At 58.1% G+C, this 26487-nt stretch carries 16 protein-coding genes; 2 read left to right on the top strand and 14 right to left on the bottom strand.

The genetic code is table 11. The annotated features are described in order from the left end of the window. Positions 1-247 precede the first annotated feature (247 nt). A complete protein-coding gene (locus tag AABO57_14865) occupies positions 248-1531 on the top strand; it encodes a DUF2235 domain-containing protein (GenBank protein MEK6287018.1) in 1284 nt (427 codons plus the stop codon). Positions 1532-1597: 66 nt separating this feature from the next. On the opposite strand, the gene AABO57_14870 is transcribed toward AABO57_14865, so the two are convergent. The 13 genes from AABO57_14870 to AABO57_14930 all read right to left on the bottom strand — a co-directional run bounded on the left by AABO57_14870 (position 1598) and on the right by AABO57_14930 (position 22580). After that, positions 1598-5038 carry a caspase family protein gene (locus tag AABO57_14870; protein MEK6287019.1) on the bottom strand — a complete coding sequence of 1147 codons (3441 nt, stop codon included), beginning with the start codon at positions 5036-5038 and terminating at the stop codon, positions 1598-1600. 207 nt (positions 5039-5245) lie between these two features. Continuing rightward, on the bottom strand, positions 5246-6067 hold the full coding sequence (locus AABO57_14875) for a cyclase family protein (GenBank protein ID MEK6287020.1): 822 nt from the start codon (positions 6065-6067) through the stop codon (positions 5246-5248). Positions 6068-6070: 3 nt separating this feature from the next. Next, entirely contained in the window at positions 6071-6232 is a 162-nt protein-coding gene (locus AABO57_14880) for a tetratricopeptide repeat protein (protein ID MEK6287021.1), read from the bottom strand. A gap of 406 nt (positions 6233-6638) precedes the next feature. Continuing rightward, positions 6639-9104, bottom strand: a complete 2466-nt coding sequence (locus AABO57_14885; GenBank protein ID MEK6287022.1) for an ABC transporter permease — start codon at positions 9102-9104, stop codon at positions 6639-6641. An 89-nt stretch (positions 9105-9193) separates the two neighbouring features. Continuing rightward, a complete protein-coding gene (locus tag AABO57_14890; GenBank protein MEK6287023.1) occupies positions 9194-11605 on the bottom strand; it encodes an ABC transporter permease in 2412 nt (803 codons plus the stop codon). 102 nt (positions 11606-11707) lie between these two features. Further along, positions 11708-14125 (bottom strand): ABC transporter permease, encoded by a 2418-nt coding sequence (locus tag AABO57_14895; protein MEK6287024.1) that lies wholly within the window; start codon positions 14123-14125, stop codon positions 11708-11710. A 568-nt stretch (positions 14126-14693) separates the two neighbouring features. Beyond that, positions 14694-15092 (bottom strand): periplasmic heavy metal sensor, encoded by a 399-nt coding sequence (locus AABO57_14900; GenBank protein MEK6287025.1) that lies wholly within the window; start codon positions 15090-15092, stop codon positions 14694-14696. Beyond that, entirely contained in the window at positions 15082-15582 is a 501-nt protein-coding gene (locus AABO57_14905; GenBank protein ID MEK6287026.1) for a hypothetical protein, read from the bottom strand. Before AABO57_14905 ends, AABO57_14900 begins: the two co-directional genes overlap by 11 nt. Positions 15583-15607: 25 nt before the next feature. Further along, on the bottom strand, positions 15608-16177 hold the full coding sequence (locus AABO57_14910) for a sigma-70 family RNA polymerase sigma factor (GenBank protein ID MEK6287027.1): 570 nt from the start codon (positions 16175-16177) through the stop codon (positions 15608-15610). 111 nt (positions 16178-16288) lie between these two features. Further along, positions 16289-16810 (bottom strand): Spy/CpxP family protein refolding chaperone, encoded by a 522-nt coding sequence (locus tag AABO57_14915; protein MEK6287028.1) that lies wholly within the window; start codon positions 16808-16810, stop codon positions 16289-16291. 480 nt (positions 16811-17290) lie between these two features. Next, the gene (locus tag AABO57_14920; protein MEK6287029.1) at positions 17291-17473 is read right to left on the bottom strand and encodes a hypothetical protein; all 183 of its coding nucleotides are present in this window, start codon (positions 17471-17473) and stop codon (positions 17291-17293) included. A gap of 84 nt (positions 17474-17557) precedes the next feature. After that, on the bottom strand, positions 17558-20005 hold the full coding sequence (locus tag AABO57_14925; protein ID MEK6287030.1) for an ABC transporter permease: 2448 nt from the start codon (positions 20003-20005) through the stop codon (positions 17558-17560). 160 nt (positions 20006-20165) lie between these two features. Beyond that, positions 20166-22580, bottom strand: a complete 2415-nt coding sequence (locus tag AABO57_14930) for an ABC transporter permease (protein MEK6287031.1) — start codon at positions 22578-22580, stop codon at positions 20166-20168. 568 nt (positions 22581-23148) lie between these two features. Between AABO57_14930 and AABO57_14935 the strand changes: the two genes are divergently transcribed. Further along, complete coding sequence (locus AABO57_14935; protein MEK6287032.1) at positions 23149-23694, top strand: hypothetical protein; 546 nt, start codon at positions 23149-23151, stop codon at positions 23692-23694. 196 nt (positions 23695-23890) lie between these two features. On the opposite strand, the gene AABO57_14940 is transcribed toward AABO57_14935, so the two are convergent. After that, positions 23891-26320 carry an ABC transporter permease gene (locus AABO57_14940; GenBank protein MEK6287033.1) on the bottom strand — a complete coding sequence of 810 codons (2430 nt, stop codon included), beginning with the start codon at positions 26318-26320 and terminating at the stop codon, positions 23891-23893. Positions 26321-26487 lie beyond the last annotated feature (167 nt).

The raw sequence follows: 26487 nt of genomic DNA on the forward strand, positions 1-26487 counted from the left end.
ATTTCAGGCCCACAAGGCCGCGTGTCAAGCAGTAAGCGGAATGTTCTCTTGCCATCCTTCAAAACACGCTGCTAGATTAGGCGCCGGCCGCAGCTCATCGATTCGTCCTGTGGGTTGTCTATGTCACTCGATTGCGCGTTGGTTCCGTAGTATCCGTGGTGTCTCGGCGCGCGCGATCGTCTGCACTTCAAAGTCTTAACCCCGACTAGCAGGATGTTCCGAAGGCAGACGGACAGGAGAGAACGCAATGTCTAGGAGTACCGGAAGCGAGACAGATCGCGACGTGCAAGAGGCGCACGCGTCTTTGCTCCAGATCGTGGGAGTTCCGCTCGTTTTCCTGGTGGTGGTCACCGCAGTGGGTTGGATTTTTAACGCTCCATTCGTAGGAGCCGTCATCGGCGCGGCACTAGGAGTCATAGTTCTTGGGATATATCTCTTTCAGATCAAGACCGGTAGGCTCTACTGGCGAGTTGCGACCTTGAATCTGTCCCAGCCAAGCGAGGCGCCGCGCAACCATATTATCTGCATCGACGGCACCGCGATGCACAAAGAAAAGAAGGGAAATGTTTACAGGTTCTACGATTCTATTCAGGACGATTGCAAGCGCTACTATCGCGGGGTCGGCGTCAAGGACAACAAGGATGTGGCGCTCAGGGTTTTTAAGGTGGAACACGGCGGGACGGCGATAGGCGGCGCCACCGGTCACGGCGCTACGGCGCTTTTGAGGCGGGCGTACTTTGATTTTGTGAAGGAGTATCGACCGGGCGATCGGATATTCATCTTTGGATTCAGCAGAGGCGCGGCGATCGCGCGTGTGCTGGCCAACTGGATTTGTCGCGATGAAGGTCTACCGGAGTCCGTTAGGATCCAGTGTCTGAAACGATTGACCAGGGAAGACTCAGTGGAAGACTTCGAGGCAAAATGGCCGGCGACAAAACACACCTGCCAGATCGAGATGCTGGGGCTTTGGGATACCGTTGCTGCCTTTGGAAATCCGTTTAATAAGAAAGACCCGTTCGATTTTACGATCCCAGACGGCGTAAAGAAGACTTACCACCTGGTGTCGATCGACGAGAAGCGGGGGACATTTGACATCACTTTGATCAAGCACAATGGCCAGGATAATCGAGTCGAAGAGATTTGGTTTGCAGGCGACCATAGCAACGTCGGCGGCGGCCTGCCAGACTGCGGGCTGTCCGACATCAGCCTGCGCTTTATGATCAATCGTGCGTCTGGGGCAATCAACTTCACGAAAGAGGCAATCGAATTCAAGGGCCAACCGTTTAAGCTCAAACCCGAAAAGCAAAATGAGGTGGTCAAGCTCTTCTCGGAAGAGTCGGGGTGGTATTGGGGATCGAACATAATCCGAGCGTTCAGAGTTGAAAGCGAAGAGCCCGGGGCATTGCCTCACATTCACAAATCCGTTTTTGAGCTCAAAGAGGCACTGAAGCTGGCTGGCTGCAAGAAGTATTTGCAGAATGTCCCTGAGTTCACGGCGCGCGACGCCTACCGCCTTGAAGAGAGGGACTAGCCGAACATCGGTAAGGCGTCAGATCATCCTGCCATCCAGGCTCAAAGCCCCGCAGCCATCGACCATTTATCTACTGCCCGGCACTTTTCCGACAACCAAAGGCTGAGGTTCGACCTCGCGCCGATAAAAAACACGAGGCCGCTGCACATTTCGTTTCGCCGGATCGGAAACTTTTTCTTCCCCTTGTACGAATGCGATCTTCAGCCCTCGCGGTCCCAGCAATGCAGCCGTTTGCATCTCCGGCACTTTGTCCACGGCGTAGTCCAGCCATTCACGTATCAAAATTATTTGATCTTTGTCGCTATCGGCTGCGGCATTCTTCAGACCATCCTCCACAAGAGCATAAGTCAAAAAACCATGTCCCAGGTTTTCCGCTTCCAAAGCCGCTTGATAGCCTTGCGCCGCCGTAAGAACATAGATCCCTTTTTCGTACGCGAGCTGCGCGAGTCCTTTTGAGTTCATCGGGCCGCGCCGCTTCTCCTCGGATTCCAACGCCTGCCCGCTATTACAGGCGTCGATCACCATCAGGAGACCACTCGCGTCGATGTGCTCGAAAGCCTGCTCGAGCACTCGGTCTGAAATGCTGTGCGCGAGCAGCGAGTTCAGACCCGCCTCATCCAGTCCATCCAGAGGCCCGGCATAGCCAAGGTCATGCGGTATCAAATAGAACCTTTGCTTTTGCGCGGTGCCGTGGCCGGCGAAGTAGACGACTACCGCGTCTTCAGGTTCAGCAGGTTTGATTCGATTCAACACAGCCGGCATGTTCGGCGGCGTTTCACCGTCATTTCCCGAAAGCCGGTTGAGCGCGGCCAAAATGTTCGCTCGGGTTGCATCCTTATTAAAGAGCGGGATCAGCTCAAACCGCGAGAAGTTCGCCAGTTTGCTTTGTGCCTGCCGCAACGTCTCGCCAAAAGTTTGCGCGTCGGCGACTGCATACTTGAGGTTGTATTGCGGATTCGCGTATTCATTGACGCCGACTATCACCACGTACGCGACGCCTTTGCGCTTCAGGCTGTCGCTTCCCTTCAGCGGAAGCGTGGCGTCCGCGCTTTTTATGTTGTCTCGATTGAAGGCGTAAGCGGTGAGCGCATTCTCGCCCGCGACGATTGAGATGGTTTCTTCGAGCGTCGCGTTTGGCTGCGAGTTAAGCACGTCGCCGCGCCATGCCTTTATAAGCGCGCCGTTTCTGAACAGCCTCACGTCGCGCGCTCCGCTACCCGAGCTATGAGTTGCATCCGGCAGCGCTTCCGCGACCTGCACTCTGATCTTGATCTTTCGCGAAGCGATAGGCCGGGTTGCGTTCAGGCTATCGTCAACCAACGCGAGTTTCACTTGAGGCTGGCGGCGATCGACTTGCGCGATGCTTTGAGCAGCGCGTGGCTTTTTGCCCGCCAGAACATCCGCAAGCAGGCCAGGGTAGTAGAACTCGTTGAAGAAAATTTCGACCGGCCTCACATCGAAGGTATTAGCGGCAAAACGCCAAAGAATCGATTTCCACGCTTCTGGGGAGCCGTCAAACAGACCCTCGGGTGTGACAGCCAACCAATCTGCTCCTTCGTTGAAACTCACCAGCGTGGTGAGAGGCGCCGACTGATCGGGCGACCAAATCTTAGCGCTCGCATCCTCGCTGCCCGAAACAATGAACTTGCCGTCCGGGCTGAAGGCTACGGCGATCACCGGGCTGGTATGACCTTCCAGAATGCGAATCGGTTGACCGGTGTTCGGGTCCCAGAGCCGCAGCGTTTTGTCGTAGCCTCCCGAAACCAACACTGTTCCGTCCGGATTGAACGCGACTGCAAAAACGTCCGCGGCGTGGCCTTCAAGGGTGCGGATCAGTTTACCGGTCTGGGTGTTCCACAGCTTGATGGTCTTGTCGCGGCTGGAGGAAGCCAGCATTGTACCGCCAGGGTTGAAGGCAATACCGGTTACTTCGGAAATGTGCCCCGTAAGAGTGTAGACCGTTTTGCCGCTCTCGACGTCCCAGAGCCTGATCGTATTGTCATAGCTTCCGGAAGCGACGGTTTTGCCGTTGGGAGAAAAAGCGAGCGCGCTGATAAGAGTGTAGTGCCCTTCCAGCGTACGAGACCTGCCAGTCTCGACGTCCCATAACCTGACGGTCTTATCAACGCTGCCGGAAGCTATGAGCCGGCCGTCCGGGCTAAAGGCAAGCGCGGTGACGTTGGAAATGTGTCCCGTAAAATCGCGGATCAGTCTTGTGCGCGCCACATCCCAGAGCTTGATAGTTTTATCCGCGCTCGCCGAAGCGAGTTTCTTTCCGTCCCCGCTGAAGGCCACGGCATTGACCTGTGACGAATGCCCCTGCAAGGTATGTATCAAGCCACCGGAGCGCCCGTCCCAAAATTTCACGTTGTTCCTGGTTGCGGTAGCCAGCGTTTTGCCGTCCGGGCTAAAGGCGACTGCGCGGATGTTGGATAAGCGGCCTTCGAGCGTGCGAATCCACTTGCCGGTCGCTCCGTTGGAGAGAATTATTCCGGTCCAACTGCCGGCGGCGAGGGTGTTCCCATCATTGCCGAGAGCCAGGGCGGTGATCGGCGCCGTTGCGCCTTCAATCACGCGGATGGTGTTGCCCTTTTGAAGATCCCAGACCCTGATCGTCTTATCCTGACTTGAAGAAAAAAGGAGTTTGCCGTCCTGACTGAACGCCGCGTAAGTAACAATCCCCAAATGCCCCTGGAGGGTGCGGATTAAGACCCCGCTATCGGCGTTCCAAGTCTTGATGACCTTGTCCTCCCCGGCGGAAGCGAGGACTTGCCCGGCTTCTCCTGGTGGGCCGAACGCGACAGAACGTATGGCGGCCGAGTGGCCCTCCAGAGCGCGGATCAGATGAGCGTCACTCACCTGCCACAGTCTTACAGTTTTGTCCGAGCTTCCCGAGGCCAGAATCTTTCCGTCGCGACTGAAGGCGACTGCGCGAAATTCGGCACCCGGCACTTCAATCGTCTCGATCACCTCGCCGGTGGCCGCGTTCCAGAGATTGATTGTCGCATCGCGGCTACCGGAGGCGATTGTTTTGCCATCCGGACTGAAGGCCACCGCGTTCACTTCATCTTCGTGATCCGCAAGCGTGCGAACCAGCCGCCCAGTCTTGACGTCACAGATCGCGACGGTCTTATCGAGGCTACCGGAAGCAATCGTTTTTCCGTCGGGGCTGAAGGCTATGGACGTTACGCTGTCTCGATGCTGATCGAGAACGCGAAGCATCTGGCCGGTCTCAACTTCCCACAATCGTATGGTCTTATCCGAGCTCGCTGAAGCCACGAGCTTGCCGTCTGGGCTGAATGCCACCGCGCGGACGTTATCCGAGTGCCCGCTCTGAAGCACCAGCTCGGGCCTGTTGACAGCCGGCGCCGGCGCCGGTTGCGGAGCCGACGGTTTACGTTGGGTCGGAGTCTTAGGCGTCGGCTTCGGACGTTGAGTTCGCTGGGCAAAAAGCGGAGCGTTGAGCACGAAGAGTCCGATGACGGCAAATGAGAGAATAGCTTTCATGGTTAGGCCTTTATATTTGATTCTTGTTCTTCATAGCTCAGTACCGAGAGTATTAGCGAGCGTGACTCGAATGAACAGGGCCGAGGACGCTCGCGGTACTGACTCGCCGGTTCCGACAGGCTTAAATGATATGCTTTTTGTCAGCAGGTTCCTAGCAGGCCGCAAGGTCTGGGCCTCGAACGAGTGTTCACGAGAGTGCTCACATACTCAGCGCACAACGAACGCGATGATGCGAAGCGGGCCGCCGCTGCCGCCTCTGATCTTCATCGGCATCGCGATCACCATCGCCACCTTCTCCGGCAAGCGCTCGAGATTTGCCACATTCTCGAACGCCGGGATGCCTTGTCCCATCAAAATGCGGTGGCTCTCGAACAATTGAGACTGACCATAGTCGATGCTTGCGGTGTCCAGGCCGATCGCCTTGATCTTGCGGTTCTCAGTCAACCAGCGGGCCGCTTCGGGCGCAAGCCCCGGGAAGTGAAGCTCAGCGACAGCTTCGGCGCCACGCTTATCGGTGCCGAGGTACTTTTTCCGGTCGGTCCAGTACTCGGACCACCCCGTCTCTAGCAGCACGATCGAGTCGTCCGGGATTCTGCCGTTTCGCGTTTCCCAGGTTTGGAAGTCGGCGACGCTGACTTGATAGTCGCGATCTGCCTTCGAGTTTGCCGATACATTCACCTTGATCGCGCGACCGATCAGCCGGTCCAACGGGATTTGATCGACACTATCCTGCCGCTCGGCGAAATGCACCGGCGCGTCAATGTGAGTCCCGCCGTGTTCGGCTGCGCTGAACTGGTAGGCCGAGTAGTAATACCCTTTGTCTGTGATTCCCGCCGATACCGTGTCCAGCTTGAACGGCTCAGCCGTCGGCCAGTAGACAGTGTCGGGAGCGAAATCGTGCGACAGGTCAACCCACGCACCCGCGGGAAAGACGTTCCGCCCGGTTGGGGCTTCGTGCCGTGAGCAACCAGACAATAGAACCATGCAAGAGATGATAAGGATGATTGTCGAGACAGTTCGGGTTTTCAATGCTCACTCCTTCTTTTCTTCCTGCAGCTTCTTCAGTGTAGCTATGCCGTTCGTGTTCCTGGGATTCAATTCAATCGACCGCTGATAGTCCTTTATCGCAAGCTCCTTATTGCCGTCAATCATGTACGCCTCGCCAAGGCTGTCGTAGGACGTGTTGGCCGCCACCCGCTTCGCGGGTTAGGCCTCGCCCTTCTGTCGCCGCATACCACGGGTTCGCGGACTCACCCGTGGCTTTATTCCGTCACCCTTCCAGGGTTGGTAGTGTCCTAATCTTGTGTTGGTCGACTAGGACACTATCGGGCGACCGCGTATTTGGACTGCGGTGGCGTCTTTGCGTTGCCACCGCTTTCTGTCGTTTCGTGGGCGATAACCAAAAGCGCCGGCAACGCACAAAGGCCGCCGCAGTCCAAATATTCCGTCGCCCGTCACCGGTGTCGTGCGCCAGGCACCTGCAAATATCAACACAAGAATAGGACACTACCCCAGGGTTCGCGGCCGATGATCAACCAGAGATCGCGGTTTTCCATTCAATCTCTATTCTCTATCCTCGACTCCCACCTATCGATGCTCTTTATTCGTGCCGTAACGCATCCATCGGATCGACCTTCGTCGCGCGCAGCGCAGGGATGAAACAGGCTCCCAGAGCGACTCCTGTCAACAAGACTGAAATGGCTGCAAACGTCACAGGGTCGCGTGCGCTCACTCCATAAAGCAGGCTCGCCATTACCCGTGTCAACGCGAACGCGCCAATCAGTCCGATGCCCGCTCCCGCCAGCGCCAGTCTCATGCCCTGACCCACAACCATCGTCAGAACGTCACGCGGCTGCGCTCCGAGCGCCATTCGCACGCCGATCTCATGAGTGCGCTGGGCAACCGAGTATGCAATCACCCCGTAGATTCCAATCGCGCCCAGCCCTAGCGCCACAACGGCGAACGTGGCGAGCAGAATCAAATTGAAGCGCGGGCGCACGATGGCGGTTCCAATTATTTCCTCCATCGTTCTGACTTGTGTGATAGGAATGTCAGGATCGGCAGCCCTTACTTCCTCCCGAATCGCATTCGTCAAACTCGCGGAATCGGCCGTTGTGCGAACCATCAGCCCCATCGACACTGATTGACCCAGCCGACCCATTGAACCCGCCTGCTGCCGCAACGGAACGTAGACGTCCTGACGAGTGTCCCCGGTCAGCGTTCGATTTTTCGCGTCGGCCACTACGCCGACGATGGTCATGTACTGCGAAGTTGCCCGCTCGGGCGGCGCGTCGAGCAAGCGCAGCCGCTTGCCGATCGGGTCTTCATCGGGCCACTGCCTGCGCGCCAGAGTCTCGTTGACGACCGTCACATTGGGCGAACTTTCTCTGTCGAACTCTACAAAGTAGCGGCCGCTGATCAAACGCTGGCCCATCGTCTGAAAGTACTCGGGGCTGACCACCCGAAAGTCGGTGTTGTAGCGCGCGGTCTCGAGTTCAAACGGACGGCCTTCGATCTGCATGATCGTGTCGCTGTTTCCGCCGCCGATTGGAACGCGATCCGAGACCGCGACCGACTGCACACCGGGAAGCGATTGAAGCCGGGTCGTCAGTCCTTCATAAAGACTGGCCACCTGCTGGTTGCTCCCGTAGCGTGTGGCAGGAGGCGACAACCGCATAGTCAGCAGGTGTTCCGGATTGAAGCCGGTAGGTACACGTTGAAGCTCCCAGAAGCTGCGCAGAAGCAAACCGGCGCCGATCAACAGCACCAACGCGAGAGCCGTCTGCGCTACGACGAGCAACTGGCGCAACCAGCCGCGGCTCTGGGCATTCGAAGTTCGACCGCCTTCTTTGAGCGTCGAGATCAGATCAGTCCTGGCCGCCTGAAGCGCGGGGGCAAGACCGAAGAGGACGCCGGTGAACAAGGACACGAGCAGTGTAAACAGCATAACGCGCGAGTCGAGACCGATCTCATCAATTCGCGGAATGTTGCCGGGGTTGATCGCAACCAGCGCATCGAGGATCCATTTGGCGAGCAGCAATGCCGCAGCGCCGCCGGCGGCGGCGAGCACCAGGCTTTCAACCAGCAGTTGCCTGACGATTTGCGAGCGGCTGGCCCCGAGAGCAGTCCGAACAAAGATCTCTTTTTGCCGCGATTCGCTTCGAGCGAGCGAAAGGTTGGCGACATTCGCGCACGCGATCAACAACACCGCGGCAACCGCGCCGAGCAGCACCAGCAGCGCAGGGCGCACGTCGCCGACTATTGCCGTGTGCAGGGGAGTGAGGTACGAGTTGAAGCTTCCATCGGTAGGATAGAAGGTTGGATTTTCGGCCATCAAGCGGCCGATGATTGTCTTCGTCTCGTCTTGTGCCTGCTCGAGCGTAACCCCTTCGCCCAACCGCGCAATTGTCACGAGGCCGTGACTGCCGCGATTGAGATTGCCAGGGTTGAATCCGTAACCAACCCAGACATCGGCGGAAGCCGCAAACTGGAGCTCGATCGGCGATTTGAAGCCGGGAGGCAGCACGCCGGCAATCGTGAAGTTGGCGCCGCTCAGTGTCACCCCCTGTCCGATCACGCGTGGGTCTGCGCCAAATCGTCTCTTCCAGAAACCGTCGCTCAGAATGACGATATTGTTCTTGCCAACGAGATCCTCGTCGCGCGCGAAGCCTCGCCCGAGCGCGACTCTAACGCCGAGCAGATCAAAGTAATTCGATGAAACTACTGCTCCCTGCACGCGCTCCGAATCGCCGCTGCCGGTCAGTGTGAAATTAGCGCCGTTGCTGATGGCGATCTCGGCGAGGCTCTTGGTTTCACCGCGCAGGGTCATATACTCGAGCTCACTCAGACCGTCGCGTGGAAAATCCGGGAAGGAATCGAAAGCCGCCACCAGTCGCTCCGGTCTACTGTAAGGCAGCGGGCGCAGCAACACAGAGTTTACAACGCTGAAGATCGCGGTGTTAGCTCCAATGCCTAACGCCAGCGTGATTACGGCGACGACGCTGAACGCCGGCCGTTTGATAAGCATTCTGGAAGCGAACTTGAGGTCCGCGATTATTGATTCCATCCATATCCTCCCGTTGGCGATTGCCGATTGCCGACTGCCGATTGAAAGCCAAAGCGCGATCAGTTCGCAATTGGCAATCGGCAGTCAGATCATTCGTAGCGCAGCGCAACCATCGGATCGACTTTCGTCGCGCGCAGCGCGGGGATGAAACAGGCTCCCAAAGCCACGCCCGTCAGTAGAATTGAAATGGCCGCAAAGGTCAACGGGTCGCTTGCGCTAACTCCATACAGCAAGCTCGACATAACCCGCGTCAACGCAAACGCGGCTACTACTCCGATGGCTACACCCAACAGCGCCAGCATCAGACCTTGCCTCACAACAAGCCCGAGCACGTCGCGCCGTTCGGCGCCCAACGCCATCCGAATGCCTATCTCGTGCCTGCGCTCGGTGACCGCATACGACATCACGCCGTAGATTCCGACCGAAGCCAGAATCAGCGCCACTCCGGCAAACACGCCAAGTAGCAAGGTGTACAGCCGAGGCTCGGCGACCAGATCGGACAAATGATGCTCGACTGTTTCGGCGCCGGAAACCGGAAGGTCCTTGTCGGCTTCCCAGATCGCCTGCTGCAGGTCTTTCCTCAAACTCATTGGGTCGCCGCTTGAAGCGCGAACCACCAGTGCCGCTCCAAGCCACGGGACCTGCTGATAGGGAACATACATCTCGGGCTTGGCCGGTGAGCTTATTTCTTCCTGCTTGATGTCGCTTGATACGCCGACTATCTCGCGAACCAATCGGCGGCCCATGTAGCCGAGCACGATCTTTCTTCCGATCGGGTTGCTGTCCGGGAAGTACCGCCGAGCAAGCGTCTCGTTGACGATGGCGACACTCGGCGCTCTTGCATCATCGCGGTCATCGAAGTCGCGGCCCGCGCGAACCTGCGCTTTCAGCACGTGGAAGTAGCCAGGCGAGATCGAGCTGTAACGAACACTCGCGTCGCCCGCCGGCAACGGATCGCCTTCGATGTTGAATTGAAAATTGAGCAGCCCGAACCACGTCTCGCAGGTCAACGCGACGCCATCCGCGCCGTGCACTTGTGAAGCTTGTTCCAGCAGCCGCTTGTAGAAACGCGCCTTGGCTTCTTCGTTCGGGTATCGAGAAAACGGCGCCGACACCCACATCGTCAGCAAGCCGTTCGGGTCGTAGCCGAGATCAACGCGCCTCAATCGCAAGAAGCTTTGAACCAGCAATGCGGCCCCGACCAGCAAAACGAGCGCGACCGCGATTTCACCGATGATCAGCGCGTTGCGCGTGCGCTGGTGAACCGAGCCCGAGCCGCGGCCGCCTTCTTTTAGCCACGAGCTCACGTCCGGCCGCGAAGCCTGCCAGGCCGGGACCATGCCAAAGACGATCCCGGTCAACACTGAAATCACAAGCGTGAAGAACACAACCGCGCGATCGATGCGAATCTCAACCGGAAGCTGAAACGCTTCCTTCGAAGGCAGAATTCCGATGAGTAGATCCAGCCCCCACGCCGCGAGCAGCAGCCCGACTGCTCCCCCCGCAAGTCCGAGCACTACGCTCTCGGTAAGCAACTGCCGCATCAGTCTCGAGCGCCGCGCTCCAAGCGCGAGCCGTATTGCCATCTCTTTGCGCCGCGAGGCCGCGCGCGCCAGCAGAAGGTTCGCAACATTTGTGCAGGCGATCAGCAGCACGCAACCAACCGCGCCCAGCAACACAAACAGCGCGGTTCTCGTGCCGCCCATCAGCTTGTCCCGAAATGGAGTCAGTTGCGCGGTCCAACCTCTGTTTGCTTTCGGGTACTGCGCTTCCAGACGACTGGCGATCGCCTCGAGTTCGGCCTGCCCGCTCTCGACCGACTGATCGGGATTTAGCCGTCCGACAACGTTGAAGTAGCGGTTGGAGCGGTTGCGCATCTCGCCTGAGTTTCGCGCAAGCGGAGTCCATACCTCGGCGTAGCTCGGAAACTTGAAGTCGGGCGGCATAACTCCGATGACCGTCGTCCCGCCCTCGAACGTGTTGAAGGTCCTGCCGACGACCGACGGGTCGCCCCCGAAGCGCCGCATCCATAGCCTGTAGCTGAGCACGACCGTCTCCGGTGAGTTGAGCTCGCCGTCTTCAGGCGAGAACGCCCGGCCAAGCAAAGGCTGAACGCCAAAGGTCTGAAAGAAATTGAAAGACACTCGCGCTCCGTTAAAGACGTCGGGCTGATCCGTGTCCTTCAAGTTGAAGCCGCCGCCGCCCGAGAGAACCGCGAGTTCTTCGAATGCCTGGCTCTGTTCTTTCCAGTCCCAGAAATCGGCGGGCGATACGCCGGCAGTCTCGCTTTGCGGGTTCAGCGAATTCACCGACTCTGCCGAGACCAATCTTTCAGGCTCCGCATAAGGCAACGGTCTGAGCATCACGGCATTGACCACGCTGAAGATCGCGCTGTTGGCGCCGATGCCCAGCCCAAGCGCCACCACGGCGACTGCCGTGAAGCCCGGCTTCTTGAGCAGCATTCTGATTCCGTATCGTAAGTCTCTCAGCAGAGTTTCCATCGGTAGCCTCCGGATTTCAGATTGCCGATTGCCGATTCAACTTGATCACTGTATGACGCGCCCAGCAATTCGCAAATCGGAAATCGCCAATCGTCAATTACTTCACTCGGACCTCAGGGCGATCATCGGGTCCACTTTGGTAGCACGGCGGGCGGGAACGAAACTGGCTCCCAGCGCCACCCCTGCCAGCAACACCGATATCGCTGCGAAGGTGAACGGGTCGGTAGCACTAACCTGAAACAGCAGACTCTCCATCACTCGCGTCAAAGCTAGAGCGCCAGCCAGACCCATTGCCGTGCCTATCACCGTAAGCGCAGCCGCCTGTCCAACAACCAGCCTGATGACGTCGCGTCGCTGCGCCCCGAGCGCCATGCGGATTCCGATCTCGCGAGTGCGCCCGGCAACCGTGTAAGTCATCATGCCGTAGATGCCCACCGCTGCGAGAACCAAAGCAATAGCAGCGAAGATTCCAAGCAAAGCCATCGTCAGCCGGGGCTGCGCGACGGACTCGGAGAGATACCGCTTCATTGTCTTGACGTCGGAGATCGGCTGGTCTTTGTCGACTGCCTGAACCTGGCTCCGCACTGCGGCCACAAGGCTCGCCGGATCACTGGCCGAATGTACGACGAGTGTCGTCGATCTCATCGAGTATTGAAGATATGGGAGGTACACTTCGGGTTGTAGCTCGACATCAAGGCTCTGTTGCCTGATGTTCCCGACTACGCCGACGACTTTGCGGCAAAAGCCTGTCTTGCAATCGAAGCCGATCCCTTTGCCGATCGGATCCTGATCCGCGAAGAAGCGGCGGGCCATCGATTCGTTGATTAGCACAACTTCGGTTGAGCCGCGATTGTCTCGCTCGTCGAAGAAGCGGCCGTTCAGCAGCGGAATTCCCATAGCATGAAAGTAATCCGGACTTGCGATGCCGACGATGATTGGCTGGTCCCGCCCCTGCTGCGGCGGCGGAGAACCTTCGACTTGGAAGAATGCCGCCATGGTGTATTCCGATAGGCGATGACTGATCGCGCCCACGGACTCCACACCGGGCAGCGTACCTACTCCCCCAAGCACCTGCTCGAAGAATTGCGTAGCCCGCTGAGGATCGCTGTACTTAGCTCTCGGCAGCTCGAGACGCATCGTCAGGACATTCTCGGCGCGGAAGCCGGGTTCGACATCTATCAGCCGCACGAAGCTCTTGATCATCAGTCCGGCGCCGACCAGCAGCACGAGTGCGAGCGCAAGCTCGGCGACCACCAGCAAGCCTCGAAGGCTGCGCATTCCGTAACCGAACCGTGCTGTCCTTCCTCCTTCCTTGAGCGCGTCCGTCAGATCCGGCTTTGACGCCGCAAACGCGGGAGCAATACCAAAGACGATTCCCGTCACCATTGAAACTACTAACGTGAACGCGAGCGCTTGCTTATCGATCCCGATTCCATTCAAGCCGTGAAACGTCTTAGCCATCCCGGGTGGAATCGCCGCCAACAACAAGTCTATGCCCCACATCGCCAGCAAGACGCCGATCGATCCGCCCAGGAATGCGATCACCACGGACTCGGTGAGCAACTGCCGCACTAACCTCCAGCGACCCGCGCCCACCGCAACTCGAATTGCCATTTCTTTCTGGCGAGTCGCCGCGCGCGCCAGCATCAAGTTTGCAACGTTGGCGCACGCTATCAGCAGCACGAACCCGACTGCTCCGAGCAAGACCAGGACTGCGAGTCGAACGTTCTTAACGAGCCGCTCATGAAGTCGTACAACTTCGATACGCATCTCAGCGCCATGCCCCGGTCCGTCATCCGGGAGCCTGCTCGAAATGATCGCGAGTTCCGACCCGGCGCGTTCGATCGTCATCCCCGGCTTGAGCCGGCCAATCACATCCACGAACGTGAATATTTCCCCTCCCCTCTCTTGCTTGGCGTCAAGCGCGATCGGCAGCCAGACATCGAAGCCGCGTGGAAACTCGAAACTCGCCGGCATCACTCCTACCACGGTGTAGCTCTTGCCGCTGAGCATCAGGCTCTGATCCGTGAGCGAAGAGTCATTTCCGAATCGGCGCCGCCAGAACCCCTGACTGACGACCGCCACTTGATTGTGTCCTGGCCGGTCTTCTTCAACCAAGAAAGTTCGGCCCATCAGAGGCTGGACCCCGAGCAGAGGGAAAAGCGTCGCGCTCACTTGCGCACAGGGCACGCGATCAGGTTCGCCGCCTCCCGACAGGTTGAAGTTGTTGTAGGTGTGAGCGGCAACCTGCTCGAGCGATTCGCTCTGCTCTTGCCAATCAAGAAACTCGCGGCCCGTGGTGCCCCCGAATCCTCCTTTCACTGCGATCTTATCGACAGCAACGATTTGTTCGGGATCGTCGAAGGGCAACGAGCGCAGAAGGACCGCGTTGACCACGCTGAAGATCGCGGTGTTGGCGCCAATGCCGAGCGCGAGAACTATAACCGCGACGGCGGTAAAGCCGGGACTCTTTGCGAGCATTCGAAAGGCATAGCGAAGATCTTGCGACAGGGTCTCCATTGTTCCTCCCCGGAAGGGCTCGCGGGTCGATACAAATGAGCGAGCCTGGCAGATTCAGAATTGCAAGCCCACAACTTCACTTCGATCCGGCGCTTGGGCTCAACACGAAGCGAACTATCAGCGATAGATTCCGGCGGCGGCCGAGAACATCCAACTCAACGCTACCGCTATGAGCGCGAGGATCATGCTTCTTCTAAGGTATCTGTTGTTCACGATGGTGCGACCTCTATTCGAGTCCGGACGAACATCCGTCACAGCGTTAGACCAACTTCCGTGCCACAAGCACTTCGGCCTAAGTTCTGGATTTAGTTTAGTTCGAAGAGTAGTTTTGAGCTGGCGTGTGCGCCTTTGGGAAAGGCGAATCTCAGATTCAGAAATCCAGGCAAGAGGGCATGGAGTTCAGGCTCGAATGTCTTCTCTGCGTGACCCTTGCGTCCTCTGCGTCTCCGCGGTTAACCTATCGCCGAAATCACGCACCGCAGAGTCGCCGAGCACGCAGAGATGGCGCAGAGAAATTGAAGTTGGGACACTACCCGTAGCCGCCGAACTAACGATGAAAGGATGCTGTCTAGGGCCGGCCCCCTTCTCTTCTCGGTCTGCCACCAGTCCTGTTTCTTCTTCTATCGGTCATCTGCTGGAACTGCTCCCACTGCTCCGGTGTGAGCACCGACTGCAATCGCTCATCGGTATTCTTGCGCACGTCTCGGAACCTGGGCTCCGACTCTTTGCGCAACTCGGTCAATTGCTTTCGCGCGTCTTCAAATATGCCGCTGATCTCGGTTCTCTGATCCGATGTTAGATTCAACTTGTCGAGCATCTGTTCGAATCCGCCTCGGCCCCCGGCTCGCGGAGACCACTGTCGCGAGCGATAGATGTTCATCGCCAGCCCGCCCGCGATAAAGCCGACAACGAAGAGCAAGAGAACCGCGAGTCGAACCTGCCATTTACTCTTAGCGTTACTGTCCATCACCGTCCTCCAGGTCGTACATTGTCGCGACCACTTGATCGTTCGCCATCTCGTCATCGCCGATATCGCCGCTCTCCAACACCACATATTCAGGCGAATACAGATTCTGGCTGGCCGCCACCGCCGCCGTCGGCGCTTGCCACTCAGGGCTCGGACTAAAGATCGTCATGCCGGTAAGGATCACCAGCAACAGAGCCATCGTTGACACCAGCGCGCCGGCGGCTTTCCACATTCTCAGGATCGCGGGCTCCTCAGACGAGAGCCGTCTTTCTCTCAGCGCCGCCATTACTCGAGTCTTGAAAAAAGGTCCAACGTCGATTGCTTCAGAGGTTCGAGCTTGTATGAGAGAAGCCGCGATCCGCGCCGCAAGATACGCCGACTTGCAGGCATCGCAGCTTGCGATGTGCGATTCAGCACTTGCGATATCGCCGCCGCTGAGGCTGCTAAAGGGCTTCTCTTCGAGCATCTTTATTATGTGCGTGTCTCGCATGGTGCTATCCGCCTTTCCGCGCGTCTTAGGCTTTTGTCAGGCTGCGGTCGAGCAGTTTTTCAACCGCCTTGCGCATCTTGCGGCGCGCGCGAAATGCCTTCACCTTTACATTCGATTTCGACAAGCCAGTCATTTCGGCTACTTCATTGACCGAGAGTTTCTCGCCGTCAATCGACATCAGAACCAGCCGGTCGCCGGGCGGCAACTCGCTCAGGACTTTCTCCGCGAGATCCGAGGCGACCAGGCCGCGCTCGCTGGACTTGTGCCGCTCGACGGAAAGCCCGGCCATTTGGTTCTCCAGCCAGGCGCCTTCGTGATCGGTCAGCTCAGAAACCATGGACTCAGGTCTGCGCTGCGCGCTTCTGAGCATGTTGATGCACTGGTTCGTCGTAATACGCGTAAGCCATCCCTCGAAAGAGCCCCGTCCCTCGTAGCTTGAAAGCTGCGTGTAAGCTTTCAGCAAGGCTTCCTGAGCGGCGTCTTCGACCTGTGCGCGCTGGCGAAAGAATTTGCTTGCGATGGAAAAGACTCGCGGACTATGCCGGCGCACGATCTCCTCAAACGCGCTCTCGTCGCCTTCGCGCGCCAGCCTCACCAGTTCCAGGTCCGAAGCCTGTTCGATGTCGCTTGCCAGAGCCGCTCCTGATCAAGATTCAAAAATGGCAGGCCCTCGAACAGCCGGGCCTGCCGTCAATGCTCTCTGCGCTCACTTGGCGCTTTGTTTGTTAGCGCGCCGTTCGGTCCATTTTGATTTGCGCTGCTCTCGCGTCTGCTCGAGCTTGGCCTTCTGTTCCGCGGTCAGAACAGAAAGCGTTTCCTCGTGGAGGCGAGACTGCTCGCCCATCAGCTTGGCTTCAAGCGGCGCTATTTCGCTGAGCTTTTGAGCCACCAGAGCCTCATTGAATGTCCCGCCCTGGCTTGCCTGACGAATCTCCTGCCGCTTTGCGCGAATCTGCTCCATCAAAGGACGGAGGTTCTGACTGTGACTTTGCCGGATCTGCTTCATCTGAGCCTTCTGCGCGTTGGTCAAATCGAGATTGCGAAAGAAAGCGCCCCCCATGCGGCCGCCGCCTCGCATCCCCTGTCTGCGCTCTTGCCCGCGCCCTTCAGCATGACGCTCTCTTTGCGCTCCCGCTTCTTTCGATTGCGCTATCGCAACCGGGATGGCTACGGCGATGGCCATAACACCAGCCAAAGCGAAAGCGTGAATTCGGTTTAGTTTACCCATGTTACCTCTCTCTTTATTAGCATCGTCTTATTCCTTTCGAAGGTTCCATCTGCTTAGACACTCTGGTCCAGCCAATGGTTACAAGCGGCAGTAAGTTTCTGGTTTCTAGTGTCCTGTAACAGGGAATTCGATAGCAGCTTCTCATTAACACCCAACTTTCAGTTGGGTGTTGGTGAATCAGCGGTCGGTCGCAACCGTTTCAACGGTTTTGCCGCCTAGTGGACGTGGCGAAACTGTTGAAACAGTTCGGAGATCCGCGCTCCACAAATCACCCCTCTTGAAGAGGGGTGTTAATGAGAGGACAACGAATCATAGCAACCTCAACAAGACTCTGCCGACTTCCGAGACACTACCGATTTCGATGTTACAGTTCACTAGTTTCGGCTTTTCCGGTTCTCCGTTCGACGCTTATCTGATTGAACCAGAAACTACAAACTAGAAACCAGAAACTAGAAACCATTTTCAAACCAGAAACCATCTTCATTCATACCGCAGCGCCACCATCGGATCGACCTTGATCGCCCGGCGCGCAGGGACCAAACAGGCCACTAAAGCCACTCCACTCAGCAGCGACGCGAAAACGAGATACGTCGCGACATCAGTGGGACCGACTCCAAACAGCAGACCGGACATCAACCGCGTGAGCCCGAACGCCGCCAACAAACCCACCTCCACTCCTGCGAGCGCCAAGGCGGGACTATGAACCCTGAACTCGGAACCCTGAACCCGGAACTCTGAACCCAGAACCTATTCGTATCTAAGCGCCGTCATCGGATCTACCTTCGTAGCCCGGCGCGCCGGGACCAAACAGGCTCCCAGAGCCACTATCATCAGCAGCAGCGGAACTGTGATGAAAACAATCGGCTCAGTCGCGCTGACGCCGAACAGCAGACTCTGGATAGTCCGGGTCAGCGCAAAGGAGCACACCAACCCCAGCGCAACACCCATCAGCGTGAGCAACGCTCCCTGGCGCACAACCAGCTTCAGCACATCAATGCCCCGTGCGCCGAGCGCTACGCGAATGCCAATCTCGCGAGTGCGCTGCTCAACGAGGGTCGACATAACCGCATACAACCCGACCGACGCGAGCAACAGACCCGCCGCCGCAAAGATCGAGATCAACAGCATCGCGAATCTTCGTTGCTCGACCGATTCGGCTATCACGTTGCTCATCGTTCGGACGTCATAGACCGGCAGCTCTTCATCGACGGCTCTGATTCTCTCTCGGATTGCCGGAACAAACGCGGCCGGATCACCCGAGGTTCGCGCGATGAAGACCACGTTCCGCCGCGTGCGCGGAACTTGAAAGATCGGCATGTATGAAGCCGGCCGAGGTTCCGTCTCAAGCGAAGAAACTCTCACATCGGCAACGACGCCGGTGACGTTGAGCCACGTCACTCCCCCTCGAGCTTCAAAACCGCCCCAGCGTATGCGCTTGCCGATTGGATCCTCACCAGGCCAGAACTTGTGCGCGAACGTCTGGTTGATGACCACCACGAGCACTGCGCCTTCGCGATCGTCGTCGGTGAAGCCGCGGCCCTCGAGCATCTGAATTCCCATCGCGCGGAAGTAGTCGTTGCTCACCCAGGCATTGCTTGCGGTGTGAAACGTATTCTGATCCTCGCCTTCTATGCGGAAGCCGATGGTCCAGTCGTCGGAAAGCGGCAGATTGGAAGCGACGCTGACGGCTTCGACGCCAGGCAGCGCCGCGATGCCCTCGAGCGCGCGCTTGTACATCGCCTTGCCCAACTCGATCTTCGGATAGCGATTCGCCGGCATCGAGGTGCGCGCGACCACTACGCCTTCCGGGTTAAACCCGGGCGGCGCGTGCAACAAGCGGATGAAGCTACCGATCAACAAGCCGGCGCCAATCAGCAGCACCAACGCCGAGGCGGTCTCAAAAACTACAAGCGTGCCACGCAAACGCTTGCTCGCGCGGCCCCCGCTTGCGCGGCCACCTGACTCCTTGAGCGACTCATTCAAGTTCACCCGAGATGATTGAATCGCGGGAGCCAATCCGAATATCACGCCGGTCAGCACTGAAACGGCAAAGGTAAACCCGAGCACGCGCCCGTCGAGGCTGACCTCCAGTAGCCGAGGCAGGTTGCTCGGGCCAAATTTCACCATGAGCTCTACTGCCCACGAAGCGAGCAGCAACCCTAACCCTCCGCCAAGCAGCGCCAGCAGCAAGCTCTCGGTCAGCAGTTGCCGCAGAAGCCGTCCGGTGCTCGCGCCGACAGCGGTGCGAATCGCCATCTCTTTCACGCGCCCCTGAGATCGCGCAAGCAGCAAGTTTGCGACGTTCGCACAACCAACGAGAAGCACGAGCCCAACGGCGCCGAACAGCACCAGCAAAACCGTTCGCACCGGTTTCACCATCTGTTGTTCGAGTCCGATCACACTCGCGGCAATCTCGATGTTGCCCTTGTAGATGTCCGGATGTTCGTTTTGCATCCGCTCGGAGACGGCTTGAATGTCTGACTGCGCATGTTCGAACGACACGCCGGGCTTCATGCGGCCGATGACACCGTAGTCGAAGCTGTCGCGACGGTGCTTCTCTTCGGCGGTCATCGCCATCGGCACCCACAGATCGACTGAATCCGAAAACGTGTTGTCTGTCGAGGGAAACTGAAAACGCGCCGGCATAACGCCAATGATTGTGTAAGGCTTCTCGTCGAGCCTTACCGTTCGCCCTGAGATTTCGGCATCCGAGCCGAAGCGGGTTCCCCACAGCCGCTCGCTGATCAAAATGACTGCGGCCGCGCCCTGCCTGTCCTCATCTTCGGTGAACGCGCGCCCGATTTTCGGCGGCACGCCGAGCAACGGGAAGAGGCTCGCCGATACGCGAGCGACCTGAATACGCGCCGCTTCGCCCTGCCCCGTCAGATTCAGATTCTCGGTGGTGAACGCTGCGATGTTCGAGAAGACGCCGTTGCCATCTTTGTAGTCCCAGAACTCGGCTGCCGAGACCGCGCCTGTTGCGAGATTCAACTTAGGCAGCGACTCCTGGACGAGCAGAAGTCGATCGGGTTCAGCGTACGGAAGCGGCCGCAGAAGAACCGCGTTGACGACGCTGAAGATCGCGGTGCTCGCCGCGATTCCCAGCGCCAGCACCCCAACGGCGACAAGCGTAAAGGACGGGCTGCGAAACAGCATTCGCAACCCGAAGCGTAGATCTTGAAAGAGGCTTTCCATCTTAAACCTTTCGGTTCAGGGTTCAGGGTTTCTAGTTTCTGGTTTCTGGTTTCTGGTTAGAGTCCGTAGCAGACTCAGAAAGCAGACACCAGAAGCGATAAACCAGACACTAGAAACCAGAAACGAGAAACCCGGAACCCCGAACCCGGAACCGCGAAACTTATTCGTACCTCAGCGCGGCCATCGGATCGACTTTCGTCGCGCGGTGGGCCGGCACCAGGCTGGCTACCAGAGCCACTCCTGTCAGAACAAGTGCAATCGCTCCGAACGTGATCGGATCGGTTGCGCTCACGCCAAACAACAAGGTCGACATCAATCGCGTCAGGACAAACGCTGCTCCTAAACCGATCGACACTCCGATCAACGCCATCGTTATGCCTTGACCAACGATGAGCTTGAGCACATCGCCCGACTGCGCTCCGAGCGCTATGCGAATCCCGATTTCGTGCGAGCGCTGGGTGACCGAGTACGAGATCACGCCGTAGATGCCGACCGCCGCCAGCGTCAAAGCCACCGCGGCGAACACACCCAACAGCAGCATGTTGAAGCGGCGCTGCGACATCTTCTCCGACAACGTTTGGTGCATGGTCTTGATGTCGTAGACCGATTGATCCTTGTCTATCGCCCACACTTCGTTGCGCAGCGCCCCGGCGAAACTCGCGGGATCGGTCGCCGTGCGCGCGACAATCGTCAACGCGTTGTCGGGGTTCTGAGCTTCAGGCAGGAAAGTTTCCGGACGCGGGGCTTTGTCGAATCCGGTGCGGCGCATGTCGGCGACCACCCCTACAATTGTGATCCAGGGATTCTGAGGCGCCGGGCCGCCATAAACGAATCGCTTGCCTATCGGGTCTTCGCCGTCAAAGAACCGGTTGGCGAAGGTCTGGTTGATTATGACGACCGGTGTCGCGCCATCTACATCGCGGTCATCGAACTCTCGCCCGCGGAGCAGCGGTATGCCCATCGCTCTGAAGTAACTGGGCGATATCGAGTCCAGGGGCACCTCGATCGCTTCCGCTCCGGTTGGCACCGGCCGCCCTTCGATCGAGAAGTTCGTGGAGTTTGGGGTGTCGGTGATAAACACGCTCGAAATCGCGCCGGCCGATTGCACGCCGGGCACTGCCTCCATTCGCTGGAGAAGCTGCTGATAAAAGCCCACAATCTGCTTGCCGTCGCGATACTTCGAGCCCGGCAACTGAATCCGCATCGTCAGCAGGCTGTCCGGATTGAAGCCGAGCTCGAACTGTTGAAGACGCATGAAGCTCTTGATCAACAGGCCCGCGCCGATGAGCAGAACCAGAGAAAGCGCGATCTCTGAAACGACGAGTGAATTGCGAACGCGTCTTCCGCGGACTCCGCCTGTCGATCCTCGGCCGCCTTCCTTGAGCGATTCGTTCGGGTCGGACTTCGAAGATTGCAACGCGGGCACGAGGCCGAAGATCAATCCCGTGAGCAGCGAGACCCCAAGCGTGAATGCCAGCACCCTGCCGTCGATGCCGGTCTGATCGAGACGTGGAATGTCCGACGGGCTAAGCGCCACCAGTACGTCCAGCCCCCACACGGCAAGCAGCAGCCCGGCCGCGCCGCCGGCCAGGGCGAGCAAGGCGCTCTCGGTCAGCACCTGCCGGATGATTCGCCAGCGGCCCGCCCCAAGCGCTACCCTGATCGCCACTTCCTTTTCTCTCAACGCCGCGCGCGCCAGAAGCAGGTTCGCGACATTGGCACACGCGATCAGCAAAACGAAAGCAACCGCGCCGAGCAGTATCAGCAGCGCCGGTCTGACCGTGCCAGTCTCCTGATCGTGCAGCGGCACCAGGTTTATTCCGTAGCCCGATTGAGAGTACTGGTCGTCAAGCCGTTTCGCGATGCCGCCCATATCAGCGCGCGCCTGTTCGATCGTGACGCCAGGTTTGAGCCGGCCGACGGCCTTGTATGAAATTGAGTTCCGCGCCTGCCTCCTTTGAGGGTTGAGCGCAAGCGGTATCCACAGCTCGGTCTGCTTCTCAGGAAAGGTGAAGCTTGCCGGCATGACTCCGAGGACCGTTCGGTTGACGCCGTTGAGGCTGATAGACTGGCCGACGATGCCGGGGTCGCCGCCAAAGCGTCTTTTCCAGAGTCCGTTGCTCAAGACTACGACCAGGTCTTTGCCAGGCTCTTCCTCCGCTTGAGTGAAGATGTTCCCCAGGGCAGGCTCGACACCGAGGACCGAGAACAGGCTTGCGGTGGTCCATACGCCGACAACTCTCACCGGGTCGCCGGTCCCGGTCAGGTTGAAACTTCGATCGTTGAAGGCGGCCATGTCTTCATAGACCTGGTTCTGCTCTGTGTAGTCGACGTAGTTCGGATACGAGTGCCAGTCTTGCGCCACCCCGAGCTTAGGATTGTCCATCCAGATCATCGAGATTCGATCCGCGTTCTTGTAAGGCAGCGGGCGAAGCAAAATGGCGTTGACCACACTGAAAATCGCGGTGTTCGCGCCGATGCCGATAGCCAAAGCCAGGACTACTATGATCGTGAACGAAGGCTTGGTACGAAGCATACGAACCGCATAACGAAGATCTTGAAGCAGAGTTTCCATCGGCACCTCCAGGCAAACGGTTCTTAGTTCGTGGTTCAGGGTTCCGGGTTCGGAGTTTGTAGTCCCGCCTTCAGGCGGAAGGTCGTAGCCGGGTTGATGAGTTCTTACCACAAACTTCCGCCTGAAGGCGGGACTACGAACCCGGACCTCGGAACTCTAAACCAGGAGTAGTAGCCAAATCGCGTGCCGTTGCGTGAGATGATCGAAGTGTTGAGGTTGTTACGTCTGTCGGGGTCAAGGCAGGAGGCGGTCTGTGATTCGTGTGCGCTTGCGGGATGGCGCTTCCCAAAACCGGCCATTGCACGAGCGTGATTTGATCGCCTTCCGTTTGAATCGGAGATTCCTTCGCCGGTCCAGGTGCGCAGCGTTCTTCACATCACCCGCGTAGCGGGGGGCAGCACCCTGACGCCAAACACCCCGTCGGCTTGACGGACCCACACAAGCTCGACGCTACCCGCGCACGCGTCCTGTGATTCACACCTTGCAGACCAGAGGCGGATCAGTGTATTCACAAAGAGTCCACTTCGCGATAGGACAACCTGAAAAGATCAAAGGGAGATTCGCACTGATGAGAAGACTTTTGCTTCTAGCCGCAATATCCGCATTGGCGATCCACGCCGGTTACTCTCAGAGTCGAGGCACTGACGATGCGAGGCAGTTCAAGTCGGGAGAGGTCGTTCAACTTTCCGACGGTCTCACCGCAAGGATCACGAAGTCCACGATGTCCCACTTCGCAGCCGTTAAGGTGAAGGGCCAGCCGGTCGTAGTGCTTCTCGAGTTGGACGCCGGCAAGAAAAGCGCGACGCTTTCTTATAAGCTCAGTGCTGATTCGAAATTGTCGGAAGTCTACCTGGCCATGGGAACACAAAGAATAGCTCCTCGCGCAGTGATTGAGGACTTTCCAAGCTGGGGCGCGGACAACGATAAAGAGGTTGAGATTCTGGATCCGGCGGATAAGTCCGGCAGTGTTGTTCTCACGTTCGAGCGAAAGGGCTCACTCGCTCTCCTGTTCGATGTTCCGCTGGACCAGGCGAAGACTCCACAAAAGTTCTCCATCATGCTTCGAACGGTTTTACCTAAGGACGAACAGCATTCTTTCGTTGTAAACCTGTGAGCGCTAGCAGGCTGCTGAAAAAGCCAAAGAGGGTCCCTCCAGCGGAGTGCCGATAATCCCACCAACGCAGTTGGTGGTCCACCAACTGCGTTGGTGGGATTGCACCTGGATACTTGTGTGTCATCGACTCTTTCAGCAGCCTGCTAAGAATGCGCACTATCGCCGATCTCCTATCCGCAACCATTACGAATCACGGTCACTCACACCTGAGCGCCACCATCGGATCTACTTTCGTCGCGCGGCGCGCCGGGATGAAACTGGCTGCCAGAGCCACTCCGGCCAACGCTGCTGAAGTCACCACAAAGATCGCCGGGTCCGTCGCGCTTACGCCGAACAGCAGACTCGTCATTAATCGCGTCAATGCAAACGCTCCCACCAATCCGAGGGCTATGCCCGCTATTACAAGCTTCAACCCCTGCGTGACAACAAGGTTCAAAACGTCACTCCCGCGAGCTCCCAGCGCCATGCGTATGCCGATCTCGTGCGAGCGTTGCGTCACCGAAAAGCTCATCACTCCATAGATGCCAACAGCCGCCAACATCAGGGCAACACCTGCAAACGCTACGAGCAGCATCATCGCGAATCGTTGTTGCGATATTGAAGCTGTGATCAGCTCCTCCATCGGTTTGACGTTGTAAACGGGCTGGTCCTTGTCGACGTCGAGTACCTGCCCGCGCACCGCCGGCGCAAGAGCAAGCGGATCCGACTCAGTTCTCACAACAAGGCTCATGGTCCGGGTCGCCGGGGCGAAGTATTGATCCGGAATCTGATTGTAGTTGGCGTACATCTGAAATCGGATATTCGATTGCGCGTCGGCTTCCCAACTCAGATGCTTGATGTGTTTCACTATCCCGATTACCTCGAATCGGATGTTGCCCTCGTTCAGAAACAGGCGCTGGCCGATGGGATCTCTATCGGGAAAGAGCTCGCGCGCCATGTTGTCATCGATTATCGCTGCCAGCGGCGTTTTGTCGGTCTCCTGTTCCGTGAAGGTCCTTCCGCTGAGCAGCGGAATGCCCATCGCGCGAAAATAGCCGGCGCCGACCTGCGAATTCACCGTCAAATTCTGGTCGCCGTAGCTGGAGAACTTTTGGCCTTCGAGCAGCACGCTGGTCACATTGGCTCCGCCGAGCGGCACGCTGCTGGTAAAGGCCGCCGCTTGAACCCCAGGCAAAGATCCGATGCGTTGTTCGAGCTGTTTGTAGAACGCTCGCGCCCTCGTGCCTTCGGAGTACCTCGTCGGCGACAGCGAGAACGTCATCGTGAGCAGGTTCCGGGGATTGAACCCGGCGTCGATCTGGCGCAACCGGGAAAACGTCTTTAGCATAAGGCCGGCGCCGATCAGCAGGACCAACGCGAGCGCTACTTCCGCGACTACCAGGACCGACCTCATGCGATGGCGGCCGGCGGTCGAGCCTCGCCCGCCTTCTTTGAGCGTTTCATTCAGATCGGGCCCTGAAGACTGCAACGCCGGCGCGAGACCGAAGACGATCCCGGTCACGATCGACGCCGCAAGCGTGAAGCCGAGCACGTTATGGTCGAGAGCGATCTCTTTGATCCACGGAATGCTGTTGGGTATCGCTGCCAGCAGCAACTCGGCGCCCCACATTGCGAGCAACAACCCCAGCGCGCCTCCGGCCACCGAAAGCGCAACGCTTTCAGTCAACAGTTGCCTGACAACTCGGAATCGGCTTGCGCCCAGCGCGCTGCGAATCGCGATTTCCTTTTGCCGCGCGGCGCCTCGCGCGAGCAGAAGATTCGCTACGTTCGCGCAGGCGATCAACAACACGAAGCCAACCGCCCCCAGAAGCAACAGCAGAGACGGGCGCATGTCCCCTACCATGTCGTTGTAGATCGAGTTGATCGTCACTCGAAGGCCGTTGTTGGTCTTCGGATATTGCTGCTCGAGCGCTTCGGCTATGATGTCCATATCCGCTTGAGCCTGCTGTGCGTTAACACCGGGCTTCAACCGCGCGATCGCCACCATGCCTCCGTGCTCTTCTCGCGCTTGCTTCAAGCGATCAGGCATGAAGCTTAGCGGGACGAACACATCGGCCGGCGTGTAAAACTGAAAACTCGGCGGCAGGATTCCGACGACGGTGAAACTCGAGTCGTAAAGCGTGATGGGCTTGCCGACCAGCGCCGGGTCGGATCCGAATCGCCGTTTCCACAATCCATCGCTTATGAGGACTACCGGCGCTTTGGTTTGCTCTTCTTCCTCGGAAAAAGAACGGCCAGCCTGAGGGGTAACCCCAAGCGTCGAGAAAAAATTCGCGGTGATTTGTCTCGCGATCAATCGTTCAGGCTCACCGGTACCGGTGAGGTTAACGTTGTCGCGGCGGGCGATGGCCGTCTGTTCGAAGCTTTGATTCCGATCGCGCCAGTCGACAAAGTCAGGAAGCGAAGGCGATGCGTGCTCGATTCGACCCTGCTTCTCCCAAAGCACGACTAACCTGCCCGGGTCTTCGTAGGGGAGCGGGCGCAGTAGCACGGTGTTGACCACGCTGAAAATCGCGGTGTTCGCTCCGATGCCAAGCGCTATCGTAATGAGCGCGACCAGCGTGAAACCGGGGCTTCGCGTCATCATTCGAATTCCGAACCTGAGATCTTTCAATAGAGTTTCCATCAGTTCTCCTTGGTGAAGGGTTCAGGGTTTCTGGTTCAGGGTTCAGAGTTCAGAGTTCCGAGTTCAGAGTTCCGAGTTCAGAGTTCCGAGTTCAGGGTTCAGGGTTCAGGGTTCAGGGTTGAAGCGCATGGAGTTCAGGCTTTAGCCTGGTTGTGCGTCGCTGGAGG

The sequence above is a fragment of the Acidobacteriota bacterium genome, assembly GCA_038040445.1.
Classification (GTDB): domain Bacteria; phylum Acidobacteriota; class Blastocatellia; order UBA7656; family UBA7656; genus Onstottus_A; species Onstottus_A frigus.

What these genes read in the sequence shown, in the direction of transcription:
- AABO57_14865 (MEK6287018.1), top strand. Translation starts at nt 248, where the DNA reads ATGTCTAGGAGTACCGGAAGCGAGACAGATCGCGACGTGCAAGAGGCG.
- AABO57_14915 (MEK6287028.1), bottom strand. Translation starts at nt 16,810, where the DNA reads ATGGGTAAACTAAACCGAATTCACGCTTTCGCTTTGGCTGGTGTTATG.
- AABO57_14895 (MEK6287024.1), bottom strand. Translation starts at nt 14,125, where the DNA reads ATGGAGACCCTGTCGCAAGATCTTCGCTATGCCTTTCGAATGCTCGCA.
- AABO57_14930 (MEK6287031.1), bottom strand. Translation starts at nt 22,580, where the DNA reads ATGGAAACTCTGCTTCAAGATCTTCGTTATGCGGTTCGTATGCTTCGT.
- AABO57_14905 (MEK6287026.1), bottom strand. Translation starts at nt 15,582, where the DNA reads ATGCGAGACACGCACATAATAAAGATGCTCGAAGAGAAGCCCTTTAGC.
- AABO57_14885 (MEK6287022.1), bottom strand. Translation starts at nt 9,104, where the DNA reads ATGGAATCAATAATCGCGGACCTCAAGTTCGCTTCCAGAATGCTTATC.
- AABO57_14935 (MEK6287032.1), top strand. Translation starts at nt 23,149, where the DNA reads ATGAGAAGACTTTTGCTTCTAGCCGCAATATCCGCATTGGCGATCCAC.
- AABO57_14870 (MEK6287019.1), bottom strand. Translation starts at nt 5,038, where the DNA reads ATGAAAGCTATTCTCTCATTTGCCGTCATCGGACTCTTCGTGCTCAAC.
- AABO57_14900 (MEK6287025.1), bottom strand. Translation starts at nt 15,092, where the DNA reads ATGGACAGTAACGCTAAGAGTAAATGGCAGGTTCGACTCGCGGTTCTC.
- AABO57_14925 (MEK6287030.1), bottom strand. Translation starts at nt 20,005, where the DNA reads ATGGAAAGCCTCTTTCAAGATCTACGCTTCGGGTTGCGAATGCTGTTT.
- AABO57_14940 (MEK6287033.1), bottom strand. Translation starts at nt 26,320, where the DNA reads ATGGAAACTCTATTGAAAGATCTCAGGTTCGGAATTCGAATGATGACG.
- AABO57_14890 (MEK6287023.1), bottom strand. Translation starts at nt 11,605, where the DNA reads ATGGAAACTCTGCTGAGAGACTTACGATACGGAATCAGAATGCTGCTC.